At 72.1% G+C, this 12,130-nt stretch carries 12 protein-coding genes; 4 read left to right on the top strand and 8 right to left on the bottom strand.

Annotated features, from left to right (window positions below):
• Positions 1–15 precede the first annotated feature (15 nt).
• Positions 16–759: a zinc ribbon domain-containing protein gene (locus M8H82_RS00140; RefSeq protein WP_250070742.1), complete on the bottom strand. Its 744-nt coding sequence runs from the start codon at positions 757–759 to the stop codon at positions 16–18.
• Positions 756–1,595 (bottom strand): Nif3-like dinuclear metal center hexameric protein, encoded by an 840-nt coding sequence (locus M8H82_RS00135; RefSeq protein ID WP_250070171.1) that lies wholly within the window; start codon positions 1,593–1,595, stop codon positions 756–758. Before M8H82_RS00135 ends, M8H82_RS00140 begins: the two co-directional genes overlap by 4 nt.
• Positions 1,596–1,828: 233 nt before the next feature.
• Here M8H82_RS00135 and M8H82_RS00130 point away from each other — a divergent pair, with 233 nt between their 5' ends.
• Both M8H82_RS00130 and M8H82_RS00125 read left to right on the top strand, forming a co-directional pair.
• Positions 1,829–3,007: a hypothetical protein gene (locus M8H82_RS00130; protein ID WP_250070741.1), complete on the top strand. Its 1,179-nt coding sequence runs from the start codon at positions 1,829–1,831 to the stop codon at positions 3,005–3,007.
• Positions 3,008–3,101: 94 nt separating this feature from the next.
• The gene (locus M8H82_RS00125) at positions 3,102–3,254 is read left to right on the top strand and encodes a hypothetical protein (RefSeq protein WP_250070170.1); all 153 of its coding nucleotides are present in this window, start codon (positions 3,102–3,104) and stop codon (positions 3,252–3,254) included.
• Positions 3,255–3,328: 74 nt separating this feature from the next.
• Here M8H82_RS00125 and M8H82_RS00120 read toward each other — a convergent pair whose 3' ends face one another.
• The 3 genes from M8H82_RS00120 to M8H82_RS00110 are packed head-to-tail and all read right to left on the bottom strand — an operon-like array spanning position 3,329 to position 6,267.
• Positions 3,329–4,273 carry a 3-oxoacyl-ACP reductase gene (locus M8H82_RS00120; protein ID WP_250070169.1) on the bottom strand — a complete coding sequence of 315 codons (945 nt, stop codon included), beginning with the start codon at positions 4,271–4,273 and terminating at the stop codon, positions 3,329–3,331.
• Positions 4,273–5,349, bottom strand: a complete 1,077-nt coding sequence (locus M8H82_RS00115; protein ID WP_250070168.1) for a Zn-dependent alcohol dehydrogenase — start codon at positions 5,347–5,349, stop codon at positions 4,273–4,275. The genes M8H82_RS00120 and M8H82_RS00115 overlap by 1 nt, the downstream gene beginning before the upstream one ends.
• A gap of 60 nt (positions 5,350–5,409) precedes the next feature.
• Positions 5,410–6,267, bottom strand: coding sequence for a MaoC/PaaZ C-terminal domain-containing protein (locus M8H82_RS00110; RefSeq protein ID WP_250070167.1), 858 nt, complete (start codon positions 6,265–6,267; stop codon positions 5,410–5,412).
• A 254-nt stretch (positions 6,268–6,521) separates the two neighbouring features.
• Here M8H82_RS00110 and M8H82_RS00105 point away from each other — a divergent pair, with 254 nt between their 5' ends.
• Positions 6,522–7,154 carry a response regulator transcription factor gene (locus tag M8H82_RS00105; RefSeq protein ID WP_250070739.1) on the top strand — a complete coding sequence of 211 codons (633 nt, stop codon included), beginning with the start codon at positions 6,522–6,524 and terminating at the stop codon, positions 7,152–7,154.
• On the opposite strand, the gene M8H82_RS00100 is transcribed toward M8H82_RS00105, so the two are convergent.
• The 3 genes from M8H82_RS00100 to M8H82_RS00090 all read right to left on the bottom strand — a co-directional run bounded on the left by M8H82_RS00100 (position 7,151) and on the right by M8H82_RS00090 (position 10,241).
• Entirely contained in the window at positions 7,151–7,939 is a 789-nt protein-coding gene (locus tag M8H82_RS00100) for a hypothetical protein (protein ID WP_250070166.1), read from the bottom strand. The two genes, M8H82_RS00105 and M8H82_RS00100, sit on opposite strands and share 4 nt — an antisense overlap.
• A 29-nt stretch (positions 7,940–7,968) precedes the next feature.
• Positions 7,969–8,508 (bottom strand): SigE family RNA polymerase sigma factor, encoded by a 540-nt coding sequence (locus tag M8H82_RS00095; RefSeq protein WP_250070165.1) that lies wholly within the window; start codon positions 8,506–8,508, stop codon positions 7,969–7,971.
• Between the two features lie 233 nt (positions 8,509–8,741).
• Entirely contained in the window at positions 8,742–10,241 is a 1,500-nt protein-coding gene (locus M8H82_RS00090) for an MFS transporter (RefSeq protein ID WP_250070164.1), read from the bottom strand.
• Positions 10,242–10,409: 168 nt separating this feature from the next.
• Here M8H82_RS00090 and M8H82_RS00085 point away from each other — a divergent pair, with 168 nt between their 5' ends.
• Positions 10,410–12,128: an MFS transporter gene (locus M8H82_RS00085; RefSeq protein ID WP_250070163.1), complete on the top strand. Its 1,719-nt coding sequence runs from the start codon at positions 10,410–10,412 to the stop codon at positions 12,126–12,128.
• The last annotated feature ends 2 nt before the right edge of the window (positions 12,129–12,130 follow it).

Raw genomic sequence — 12,130 nt, 5'->3', positions numbered from 1 at the left:
CCCTACGGACCCGGCCTACAGACCCGACTCGGCCGTACGCACCAGAATGCGGCGGCAGTTCTCGCAGCGCACCACCGTGTCGGGCGCCGCCGCGCGGATCTCGTTGATGTCGGTGATGGACAGCTCCTGGCGGCAGCCCTGGCAGGTGCGCGCCTGCAGCTTGGCCGCGCCGACGCCGCCCTGCTGCTCGCGCAGCTTCTCGTAGAGCTTGAGGAGGTCGGCCGGGATCGCGCCCGCGATGACCTCGCGCTCCTTGGTCACGGTCGCCGCCTCACCGTCCAGCGTCTCGAACGCGGCGTCGCGGCGCGCGGTCGCGTCCTCGATCTTCGACTCCACGGAGCCGACCCGCTCGGTCAGCTCGGCGACCCGCTCCTGCGCGGACTCGCGGCGCTCCATGACCTCCAGGACCACGTCCTCCAGGTCGCCCTGGCGCTTGGCGAGGGAGGCGATCTCGCGCTGGAGGTTCTCCAGGTCCTTCGGGGAGCTGACCGCGCCGGAGTCCAGCCGCTGCTGGTCGCGGACGGCGCGCTGGCGGACCTGGTCGACGTCCTGCTCGGCCTTGATCTGCTCGCGGGCGGTGTCGCTCTCCTCGGTCTGGGCGGCCACGAGCAGGTCGCGCAGCTGGGTGAGGTCCTTGGTCAGCGACTCGATCTCGGCGTGCTCGGGCAGCGAGCGGCGCTTGTGCGCGAGCTGCTGGAGGCGGACGTCGAGGGCCTGGACCTCGAGAAGGCGGATCTGGTCGGCGGGCGCGGCGTTCAGTTGGGGGCTCCAGGTGAAGGGGAGTGACTGGTCCAGGGATCGGTGACCGTCTTCGAGACATGGACGCGGAGGTTCCAGTCATGGCGGTCGGAGATCTCGTCGAGCTGGGCGGCGGCCTGCTCGCACCAGGGCCACTCGGTGGCCCAGTGCGCGGCGTCGAGCAGCGCGAGAGGGGTGTGGGACACGGCTTCGGACGCCGGGTGGTGGCGCAGGTCCGCGGTGAGGAAGGCGTCGACGCCCGAGGCGCGGACGGCGTCGAAGAGGCTGTCGCCCGAGCCGCCGCTCACGGCGATCGTACGGACGGTCGTCTCGGGGTCGCCGGCGACCCGGATGCCCTGCGCGGTGGCGGGCAGCCGGGCGGCGGCGCGGGCGGCGAGTTCGCGGACGGTGACCGGGTGGTCGAGTTCGCAGATACGGCCGAGGCCGCGGCGTCCGGACGGGTCGGCCGGGTCCGGCACGAGGGGCCCTACGACCCGCAGGTCCAGGGCGCCGGCCAGGGCGTCGCTCACTCCCGGGTCCGCCGTGTCGGCGTTGGTGTGCGCCACGTGCAGCGCGATGTCGTTCTTGATCAGGGTGTGGACGACGCGGCCCTTGAAGTGCGAGGCCGCCACCGTCGTCGTACCGCGCAGGTAGAGCGGGTGGTGGGTGACGAGCAGGTCGGCGCCCAGCTTGACCGCCTCGTCGACGATCTCCTGGACCGGGTCGACGGCGAACAGGACCCGGGTGACCTCCTGATCGGGGTCGCCCACGACGGTGCCGACCGCGTCCCAGGACTCGGCCCGCTCGGCGGGCCACAGGTTCTCCAGCGCGGCGATGACTTCAGACAGACGGGGCACGTGAAAAGGCTACCTGGCCGTTCTGTGCCGCAGAACCGTCGCACCCCGGCCGCGGGGTCCGTGAAATGTCACGTTCCCGGGCCCCACGGGCGCCACGCTCCCCCGCCCAGCACACCCGCCCCCGTTCCCTCAGGCGAATCGTTCCTGGAACACCCTTATGTGTGAAGCGGCAGCCTGCCGGTCCCACGCCTGTGCGTACGAAAACTAGCTTCGTGGCCGGAGGTGACCAGACGATGACGGCCTGTGCCATCGAACCCCCCGCCGCCGAGTCCGAGGCGCCGCAAGCGGGGTGCGTGATCACCGCGGACGGCGCCTATGCCGCGCGTCTCGCGCTGGACGGCGACTGCTGGTTCCCGGAGCGCTGGACGCTGGACGGACCCGAGCCGTACGCCGTGCCGCTGCCCGGCAACCAGCCGGAGGAGCCCGGCACCGAGGTGCAGCCGATGGGCGACGGACGCGTCCTGATCCGGCGGCCCACCGACGGACGGCATGTCTTCACGCTGCTCTATCCGACCGGGCCCGGCACCGGCGAGCTGCTCATCGGCGCGGTCGAGTGCCCCGACGCCGACACCGGGCTGCGGCTGCTGCCCCCGGCGCCGTGCGGGCGCAAGGCGTACGCCCTCGCCGTGGGCCGGTACACGAGCACGGTGTGGCTGGTGGCGGGCGGCGCCTTCGGGCCGGAGCACGTCGCCGAGATCCCGGGGCGCTGCTCGGGCGGGGTGTGGCTGGACCATGCGGGGCGGATGCTGGCGCTGGACCGGGAGGTCGGGGGCCGGACCAAGGCGGTCGTGGTGGACCTGGAGCGCGGCGGGGAGGTGTCGCCGCTGCTGCAGATCGCGGCGGAGAGCGACGACCGGCTGCTGCTCGCGGACGCGGACAGCGGGCTGCTGCTGATCGGCTCGGACGCGCCGGAGCCGGGGGAGGCGCCGAGGCTGGGGTGGGGCGTGCTGGGCAGCACCCTGCCGGTGCGGTTCCCGGAGTGCCTGCGGGTGCCGGAGTGCGCCGTGACACCGTTCGCGGTCCAGCCGGGGCAGGTGCTGATGCCGGAGAGCTGCTCGGTGGCGCTGCGGGTGGACGGCCCGCTCGGCAGCTGGCTCGGGGTGTGGCGGCCCGCCGAGAAGCAGATGCGTCATCTTGCGGCGCCGGAGGGATGGCTGGCGGGAGCGGGCTGGTGGACGCGGGAGGGGTCGCTCCAACTGCCGTACTCGACGCAGGCGGTGCCGTGCGGGGTGGCGCACTGGGAAAGTCCGGGTCCGGAGGCTCCCGTGGGGGGCGAGGGGAACCGCGCGACCGACCTGGACGGCGCCGCAGCGGGCCCGCACCAGGACGAACCACCCACCCCCTCGACCCCAGCCCCGGTACGGCCCGTGCCGTTGCAGCAGGCGCCGTTGGGGCGTCTTGTAACGAAGTAGTGGCGGTTGGCGTGTGCGGCTGGATTCGGCCCGAGGTGTGCCGGTTAAACTCGCTCGGCTGTCTGAAAGATCATGTTGACGGGGTGAATTTCCGATGAGCGACGCCACTATGACCCAGCCGCATGCCCAGGACCAGGAGAACTCAGGTCAGGGCAGGCACCGCGGTCCGGTCTCGTCCCACGACGGCGAGGCGGCCCCCCGCGGCCGTCACCGCAAGCCGGCTGAGCAGACCGAGACGGCGGCCTGAGCGACGGAACGGCCCCCGCACCTCGATGAGAGGCGCGGGGGCCGTTCTGTATCCCTGTATCCAAGTGGAATTACCTACGCCCGTTTCAGTCCCAGCACTTCCGTCGCCGCGAACGTCTCCCCCGGCGGCCGGTCCGCGTAGTGCGCGGTGAGTACGGCGTCCAGCTCGTCGTAGGAGAAGGTGTCCTGCTTGCTGTCGAACTGGGCCCGGACCCGGGGACGGTCGACGACCGCGACCATGCCGCCGTGCACGACGAGCAACTGGCCGTTGATCCGGGCGGCGGCCGGTGAGGCCAAGTAGCCGACGAGCGGCGCCACATGCTCGGGGGCGAGCGGGTCGAGGCCGCCCTCGGCGGGCTCGCCGAACACGTCCTCGGTCATCCGGGTCCGGGCCCGCGGGCAGATGGCGTTGGCGGTCACCCCGTACTTGGCGAGCGCCAGTGCCGTGGAGGTGGTCAGGCCGACGATTCCGCCCTTCGCGGCGGCGTAGTTGGGCTGTCCCGCGGATCCGGCGAGGAACGCCTCCGAGGAGGTGTTCACGATCCTCCCGTACACCGGTCCGCCGTCCGCCTTAAACCGCTCGCGCCAGTGCGCTGCCGCGAAGCGGGTGGTATTGAAGTGGCCTTTGAGGTGGACGCGGATCACCGAGTCCCACTCGTCCTCGGTCATCGAGAAGACCATGCGGTCGCGCAGGATGCCCGCGTTGTTGACGAGGATGTCCAGCTTGCCGAACTCCTCGATCGCCAACTGGACCATTTGCTGAGCCTGTTGGAAGTCAGCGACGTCCCCGGTGTGCGCGCGGGCGTGGCCGCCCACCGCGCGGATCTCGGCGGCCGTCTCCTCCGCAGGTCCGGCGGAGGATGCGCCGGAGCCGTCCCGGCCCGGCTGACCGTAGTCGTTGACGACGACGGCCGCGCCGAGCCGGGCGAGCTCCAGCGCCTCGGCGCGGCCGAGGCCCCTGCCCGCGCCGGTGACGATGGCCGTGAGCCCTTCCAGCGGGGCCCCGGAGGGGGTGGCCATCACAGCTCGATGCACGTACGCAGCGCGCTGCCGGTACGCATCTGGTCGAGGGCCTCGTTGATCTCGGCGAGGGGCACCCGGTGGGTGATCAGCCCGGCCAGGTCGACGCGGCCCGCCCGCCACAGGTCGATGGTCCGCTCGTAGGAGCGCAGCACGTCGCCGCCGCCGTACAGGGACGGCAGGATGCGCTTCTCGTCGAAGAACAGCTCGAACATGTTCAGCTGGAGGAAGTCGTCCATGGCGCCCGCGCCGACGATCACCAGGGTGCCGCCGCGCCGGGTGTTCTCGTAGGCGGTGCGGGCGGTGGCGGACCTGCCGACGACCTCGAAGACGTAGTCGAAGCCCTCGCCGGCGGTGATCTCCTGCTTGGCGCCGGGCAGTTCGTCAGGCGAGACGGCCTTGGTGGCGCCGAAGGCGAGCGCGGCCTCGCGGCGGCTCGGGACGGGGTCGACGGCGACGATCTCGGCGGCGCCCTTGAGCCGGGCGCCCTGGATCGCGGAGATGCCGACCCCGCCGCAACCGATGACGGCGACCGACGAACCGGCCTGCACGTCGGCGGTGTTGATGGCGGCGCCGAGTCCGGTGGTGACCCCGCAGCCGATGAGGGCGGCTATGTCGAACGGCACGTCCTCGGGGATCGGCACCGCACAGCCGGCGTCGACGACGACCTCCTCGGCGAAGGTGCCGGTACCCGCGAAGCCGAAGACATCGCCGCCGGGGCGCTTGAAGTTGGGGGTGCCGGCGTTCATGAACCCGGCCAGGCACAGCTCGGTCTGGCCGCGCTTGCAGGCGGGACAGGCACCGCAGGCCGGCAGCCAGCACACGACGACCCGGTCACCGGGCTTCAAATGGGTGACACCTTCGCCGACTTCGAGGATCTCCCCCGCGCCCTCATGGCCGGGGACGAAGGGGGCCGGCTGGGGCAGTACTCCGTTCATGGCGGACAGGTCGGAGTGGCAGAGCCCGGTGGCTCGCACCCGGATCCTCACCCGGCCGGGGCCGAATCCCACCGCCTCGACATCGTCGAGGACCTCCAGTTTGTCCTGGCCGGTCTCGTGCAGTACGGCTGCGCGCATGGTGCGGCTCCCCTCGACGGTGACTCGGGCGGTGACGCAGGAGTGGTGGACGGCGGTGACTCAGGAGTGGTGGACGACGGTGTCGGTGAGGGCGGGTGCGTCGTCCCGTTCGACGACGCCGACGGCAACCCGGACGGTGTCGCCCCGGTGCCACATGCGGATGCGCAGGGTCTCTCCCGGGTACACGACCCCGGCGAACCGGGTCGCATACGCGCGCACCCGGCCCGCCTCGCCGCCCAGCAGGGTGTCGACGACCGCCTTGAGGGTGATGCCGTAGGTGCACAGCCCGTGCAGGATGGGCCGGTCGAAGCCGGCCTTGGCGGCGAAGTCGGGGTCGGCGTGCAGGGGGTTCCAGTCGCCGGAGAGTCGGTAGAGCAGCGCCTGGTCCTCGCGGATCGGCCGCTCCACGATCTTGTCGGGCTCCCCAGTGGGCGGCTCGGGGCGGGCCGAGGGGCCCCGGTCGCCGCCCCATCCGCCTTCGCCCCGGATGAAGATCTGCGAGTCGTTGGTCCACAACGGCCCGTCGGCGTCGGCGGCTTCGGTGCGCAGGACCAGGACGGCGGCCTTGCCCTTGTCGTACACGGCGGCGATGCGGGAGGTGGTGGTCGCGGTGCCCTCGACGGGGAGCGGGCGGTGGATCTCCAGGCTCTGCCCGCCGTGCAGGACGCGGGCCAGCTCGACCTCGACGCCGGGCATGGACAGACCGCTGATCACTCCGGGGGCGCCGGAGCCGGCGACCGTGGCGAAGCTGGGCAGCACCTGCAGCCGGGACTCCAGGGTGTAGCGCAGCTCGTCGGGGTCGGTGGCCGGGCGTCCGGCGCCGATGCCGAGGTGGTAGAGCTGGACGTCCTTGGCGGTCCAGGAGATCTCGCCGGACCGGGGTTCGGCGGCTACGGCCTTCGCTGCGTCGATGGGCATGGGGCTCCTGAGGGGTCTGAGACCTCGGCGCGGTCGTCCGCACCGTCGGCCGCACCGAGGTCGCGTAGGGGCGGGCCCGGAAGCGCGTCGGCGGACCCGGTCCCTTCAGGACCTAGAACGCGTTCCAGTCCGGCGCCCTCGTTATAGCCGAGCGCCCGGCACTTGTGAAGGCTCCTGACATGGCGTCAGCCCGCCCGTGGCTCGCCCGCGTCGCCTGCCTGTCCCTCCCGCCCTACGCTTGGCCCGTGAACGAGATGCCCCGGGACCACCGCCCCGCCAGGTCCATCAGAGTGCTGCTCGCCGAGGACCAGGGCACGCGGCGCGGCGCGCTGGCGGTGCTGCTGGGGATGGAGCCGGACCTGAAGGTCGTGGCGCAGGTCGGGAAGGGCGAGAACCTGGTCGACGCGGCGCTTCTCCACCGTCCCCACGTGGCCCTGCTCGACGTCGAACTGCCCGGCCGAGGCGGCCTGGAAGCGGCTGCCGACCTGCGCGACCAGGCACCCGACTGCCGGGTACTGCTCCTGACGACGTCGGCCCGGCCCGGCTACCTCCAGCGGGCCATGGCCGCGGGCGCCGCGGGCATCCTGGTGAAGGACGGCCCCGTGGAGGAGCTGGCCGGGGCGATCCGCCGGGTACTGACCGGGGAGACCGTGATCGATCCGGCGCTCGCGGCAGCGTCCCGGGGCGCCGCGCCGAACCCCCTCACGGCCGACGAGTGCGACATGTTGCGCGCCTGCACGCACGGGGCGACGGTCGCCACTATCGCCGAGGCCCTCCACCTCCCCGAGCCGACGGTCCGCGCCCACCTCGCCACGGCCCTCACCAAGACGTCCGCTCACACCCCGACGGAGGCCCTGCGGGCGGCCCGGGAGCAGGGGTGGGTCTAGGGCTTCTGAGCCCCTCGCGGCAGTGGAGGCACGATGTGCCCCACCGACTCATAAGCAGTGTCCTCCGGTGCCAGGCAAACGAACCAGTCGGCCGGGGAGCCCTCGACGGAGGTGATCGCCGTACCGTCGGAGCCGTGCTTGTTCCTCCGAAGATCGGTGGTGGTGCCGTCCTGCCATGTACAGATGACGCCCGCGTCGTACTTGGCGAGCCGGCCGACCACCAAACGGGCAGGGCCGTCGGTGTCGGGTTCCAGGGGGACGGCCGTCTCGCTGAGGACCACTGCCGGCTTGCCGCCGAAGGCGCCTTGCTCGATCTCTCCGTAAGCACCCTCCACGGCCCTGCCCACGAAGTACGTCGTCCGGCCGATGAGTTCCGAGGCCCTCTCGACACCGTCCGGCCGCATGCCGAACTCCTCCATCGCCGCCAGCTGGGCCCGCGCCTCCTTCTCGTTCTGCGGGGGCGCCCACAACTCCAGCATCACGCTCCAGTTCTTGCCCTCGTCCCTTCCGACCGCCAGTGCGGTCGACCGGGGCTTGAGCAGGTCCGCGGACACGGAAGGCGCCACCGCCACCTCCCGGCTACCGCCCCCGTCCCCACCCGGCAGCCCCGCCACCGCCAGCGCCCCGCTCGACCCCGCGATCACCAGCGCCGTGGCCGTCGCCACCGCCCACCTGCGGGCTCTGCGCCTGCGGCCGCCCCGCAGTACCGCCTGGGTGGGGGCTATGCCGATCTCCGCCTCGTCCGCCGCCTCGGCCAGCAGGAGTGCGATGTCCCTGTGAGTCATGTCGAGGTTCGTCTCCCGGTCCGCGTTCATCACATCCGCCCTCCGTGCGTCACCGTCTCCGCCAGCCCTGGTATTGCGCGCAGCTTCGCGATCCCCTTGGCCGCGTTGCTCTTCACCGCGCCGACGGAACAGCCCATCGCCTGTGCCGTCTGTGTCTCGGTCAGGTCCTCCCAGTAGCGCAGGACCACCGCCTCCCGCTGCCGGGGCGGCAGTTGAGCGAGTGCCGTCAGCAGGGCGTTGCGGTCGTCGGCCTGGGCGATGCGGTCACCGGTGTCGGGGACCTCGCGCACCAGGCCCGAGTCGTCCTTGGGCGCCAGGAACTCCTTGAGCCGTCTGCGGTGCTTGCGGGCGTGCGAGTTGATCATTACGCGCCGTACGTACGCGTCGGGTTCGTCGGCCGAGCCGACCCTGCGCCAGGCCACGTAGACCTGTTCGAGGGTCGACTGGACCAGGTCCTCCGCGGCGTGCTGCTCCCCCGTGAGGAGAAATGCCGTGCGCATCAGCCGCGGCCAGCGGCCGGTGACGAAGCTGCGGAACTCCTCGTCCCGAGCCAGTGTCCGTTCCCCCATGGGCACCTCCTAGATGATTGAAGGAGTCCATGAGCCGCCCAAACCGTTGCCTCACTTCGCAGACATCACTTCGCGGACATCACTTCGCGGACATCACTTGGCGGACATCACTTGGCGGATATCACTGGGCAGCCAGCGCTCAGCCGACATCACGCGGCAGACATCACTGGGCAGCCAGCGCTCAGCCGAAATCACTCGGCAGACGTCACTTGGCCGACATAACTCGGCCGACATCACTTGGCAGGCACGTCCGCCGCCGCCTCGGCCAAAACCTCCGCCGGTACCTCCGCCGCCGCCTTCCGCGGCAGCCACACCAGCATCAGCACCGTCCCGGCCAGCAACACCCAAGCCCCCGTGCGGAACACCAGCGCGTACCCCTCCGTCAGCGCATGCGCCGTACCCCCGGAGCTGCTCTCGGTCCGGGCCGCCGCGATCGTCGACATCACCGCGAGCCCCAGCGAACCGCCCATCACCCGTGACGTGTTCACCAGCCCCGACACCAGGCCCGCCTCCTCCGGCGGCGCCCCCGAGGTGGCGAGCGCGGCCAGCGGGGTCGCCGCGAGCCCCGCGCCGAGCATCATCAGGACCCCGGGGAACATGATCGCCGTGAGGTAGGAGCCGTCCACGGTCATCAGGGACTGCCAGGCGAACCCGGCCACCGCGACGAGGTTGCCGAGCGCCGCCAGGCCGCGCGCCCCGAGCCGACGCATCAGCCGGGGCGCCAGCTTGGAGCCGACGATCACCGCCAGCGAGCTGGGCACCAGCGCGAGACCGGCCTCCAGCGGGGTGTAGCCGAGGACGTTCTGCGCGTACAGCGTCATGAAGAACCACATGCAGAACATGGCGGAGCCGCACAGGAACATCGACACGTTCGCCGAGGACACCGGCCGGCGCGCGAGCAGGCCGAGCGGCATCAGCGGGGCCGTCGTCCGTGCTTCCACCGCGAGGAACAGCCCGATCATGGCGAGCCCGGCGGCCAGCGGCACCAGCGTGGCCGTGGCCGTCCAGCCCTCGGCCTCGGTCTGCGAGATCCCGTACGCCAGGGTCGCGAGCCCCGCCGTCACCAGCACCGCGCCCGGCAGGTCGAGCCGGCGCCCGTCCCCCGCGCGGCTCTCGGCCAGGTACCGGGCGGCCGCGAACAGCACGACCGCGCCGACGGGGACGTTGATCAGCAGGACCCAGCGCCAGGTCAGGCCCTCCACCAGCAGGCCACCGACCAGTCCGCCCAACGCGCCGCCGGCCGCGCCCACCGCGGTCCAGGTCGCTATGGCCCGGGCCCGGGCGGCGCCCTCCGGCACCGCCGAGGTGACGATCGTCAGCGTGGCCGGTGCCAGCACGGCCGCGCCGAGCCCCTGCACCGCGCGGGCGAGCAGCAGCTGCCAGTCGTCCTGGGCGAGCCCGCCGCCGAGGGAGGCGAGGGTGAACAAGCCGAGCCCGACCAGGAACATCCGCTTGCGGCCGTAGAGGTCACCGGCCCGGCCGCCGAGCAGCATGAACCCGGCGAAGGCGATGGCGTAGGCGTTCACCACCCACTGCAGCCCCTGCTCGCTCAGCCCGAGGCCGGTCCGCATCGACGGCAGCGCGGTGTTCACCACGGAGACGTCGAGCACGACGAGGAACTGGCCCGCGCACGCGAGGGCCACCACGACCCAGGCGGGCGGGGCGGTACGGCGAGGCGGACGGGAGGCGTCGCTGGCGGCGGGGACATCGGGGGCATCGGGCATGCCTGTCATGTTCTCAACCGCCCGACGCTCCTGGCATCGGCATTTCGGACTAGGTCCGACCTGGCCGTTCCCATGGGTGAGCGGCTGTTCCCCAAGCGACCCAAGAAAAGGTCAAGATTTCGTTAGTGAGCCGAAGCATCGGAATAGTTGCTCCGGCACACCGAGTTCAAGCTACACATGACACGTACGCCCCACGACCGCCCCGCAGTCGTCCCCGTCCTCGCCTTCGCGGGCATCGTGGTCGCGGTGATGCAGACCCTCCTCGTGCCGGTCATCAAGGACCTGCCGCTGCTGCTGGACACCTCCCCGTCCAACGCCACCTGGGTCCTCACCTCCACCCTTCTCTCCGGCGCCGTCGCCACCCCGATCATGGGCCGCCTCGGCGACCTGTACGGCAAGCGGCGCATGCTGGTGCTGAGCCTCGCCGTGATGGTCGTCGGCGCCCTCGTCAGCGCGGTCACCAGCGCCCTGCTGCCGATGATCGTCGGCCGTACCCTCCAGGGCTTCGCGATGGGTGCCATCCCGCTCGGCATCGGCCTGATGCGCGACATGCTGCCCCGCGAGCGGCTCGGCTCGGCGATGGCCTTGATGAGCTCCTCCATCGGCGTCGGCGGCGGACTCGCGCTGCCCGCCGCCGCGCTGGTCGCCCAGCACAGTGACTGGCACGCCCTCTTCTACGGCGCCGCGGGGCTCGGCGTCCTCGCCATCGCCCTCACGTTCCTCGTCGTACCGGAGTCCCCGATGCGCGCCGAGGGCACCTTCGACCTGCCGGGCGCGCTGGGCCTGTCCGCCGGCCTGGTCCTCTTCCTGCTCCCCATCACCAAGGGCAGCGACTGGGGCTGGAGCTCCGCCCTCACTCTCGGCCTGTTCGCCGCGGCCGTCGTCGTCCTGCTCCTGTGGGGCGTCTACGAGCTGCGCACCAAGGCCCCGCTGGTCGACCTGCGCACCACCGCCCGCCCGGCCGTGCTGTTCACCAACCTCGCCTCGATCATGGTCGGCGTCTCCTTCTACGTCGTCTCCCTGGTCCTCCCCCAGCTCCTCCAGCTGCCCGAGTCCACCGGCTACGGCCTCGGCCAGTCGATGGTCGTCGCGGGTCTGCTGGTCGCGCCGCTGGGCCTGACGATGATGTTCACGGCGCCCGTCTACGCCCGTCTCTCGGCGCGGTACGGCCCCAAGTTCACCCTCATCCTCGGCCTGTCGATCATCGCCGTCGGCTACGGCGCGGGCCTCGGCCTGATGAGCGCCGCCTGGCAGTCCCTGGTCATCGCCGTCCTCCTCGGCGCGGGCATCGGCCTCGCCTACTCCTCGCTGCCCGCGCTGATCGTCGGCGCGGTCCCGGCGTCGGAGACGGGCGCGGCGAACGGCCTGAACACGCTGATGCGTTCCATCGGTACGTCCGTCTCCAGCGCCGTCATCGGCATGGTGCTGGCGAACACGGCGAACACCGTGAACGGCGCCGAGATCCCCACCATGCACGGCTTCCGCCTCTCCTTCCTGATCGCGACCGGCGCGGTGGCCATCGGCCTGCTGCTCGCCCTGTTCCTGCCGAAGCCGAACCGCGCGCCGCAGCTTCGCGCCAGCAGCGAGGAGGACGCCAACCTGGCCCGCGCGGAAGCGGCCCTGCGCGGCTTCCGCGGCCGGGTCCTGGACGCCACCGGCACCCCGGTCCCGCACGCCAAGGTCACCCTGATCGACCCCCGGGGCCGCCAGGCGGGCGCCACGCTCTCGGCGGCGGACGGCACCTACACCCTCCCGGTCCCGGCGCAGGGCGCGTACGTCCTGGCCGCCACGGCCGACGGCCACGGCCCCCACGCCTCCGCGGCAACCCACGCGGGCGACGACAGCACGGTGTCCCTGGACCTGTCCCTACCGAGCGGGACGGTCCCGGCCAGGTAGTC

Source organism: Streptomyces sp. YS415 (assembly GCF_023544665.1).
Classification (GTDB): Bacteria; Actinomycetota; Actinomycetes; order Streptomycetales; family Streptomycetaceae; genus Streptomyces.
The sequence above is the reverse complement of the archived record's forward strand: the minus strand, read 5'-3'. Positions and strand labels throughout refer to the sequence as shown.

Bases quoted from the DNA above. Each gene is read 5' to 3' on its own strand.
- M8H82_RS00125 (WP_250070170.1), top strand. From the start codon at position 3,102: ATGAGCGACGCCACTATGACCCAGCCGCATGCCCAGGACCAGGAGAAC.
- M8H82_RS00095 (WP_250070165.1), bottom strand. From the start codon at position 8,508: ATGGGGGAACGGACACTGGCTCGGGACGAGGAGTTCCGCAGCTTCGTC.
- M8H82_RS00090 (WP_250070164.1), bottom strand. From the start codon at position 10,241: ATGACAGGCATGCCCGATGCCCCCGATGTCCCCGCCGCCAGCGACGCC.
- M8H82_RS00105 (WP_250070739.1), top strand. From the start codon at position 6,522: ATGCCCCGGGACCACCGCCCCGCCAGGTCCATCAGAGTGCTGCTCGCC.
- M8H82_RS00130 (WP_250070741.1), top strand. From the start codon at position 1,829: ATGACGGCCTGTGCCATCGAACCCCCCGCCGCCGAGTCCGAGGCGCCG.
- M8H82_RS00115 (WP_250070168.1), bottom strand. From the start codon at position 5,349: ATGCGCGCAGCCGTACTGCACGAGACCGGCCAGGACAAACTGGAGGTC.
- M8H82_RS00100 (WP_250070166.1), bottom strand. From the start codon at position 7,939: ATGACTCACAGGGACATCGCACTCCTGCTGGCCGAGGCGGCGGACGAG.
- M8H82_RS00120 (WP_250070169.1), bottom strand. From the start codon at position 4,273: ATGGCCACCCCCTCCGGGGCCCCGCTGGAAGGGCTCACGGCCATCGTC.
- M8H82_RS00085 (WP_250070163.1), top strand. From the start codon at position 10,410: ATGACACGTACGCCCCACGACCGCCCCGCAGTCGTCCCCGTCCTCGCC.
- M8H82_RS00110 (WP_250070167.1), bottom strand. From the start codon at position 6,267: ATGCCCATCGACGCAGCGAAGGCCGTAGCCGCCGAACCCCGGTCCGGC.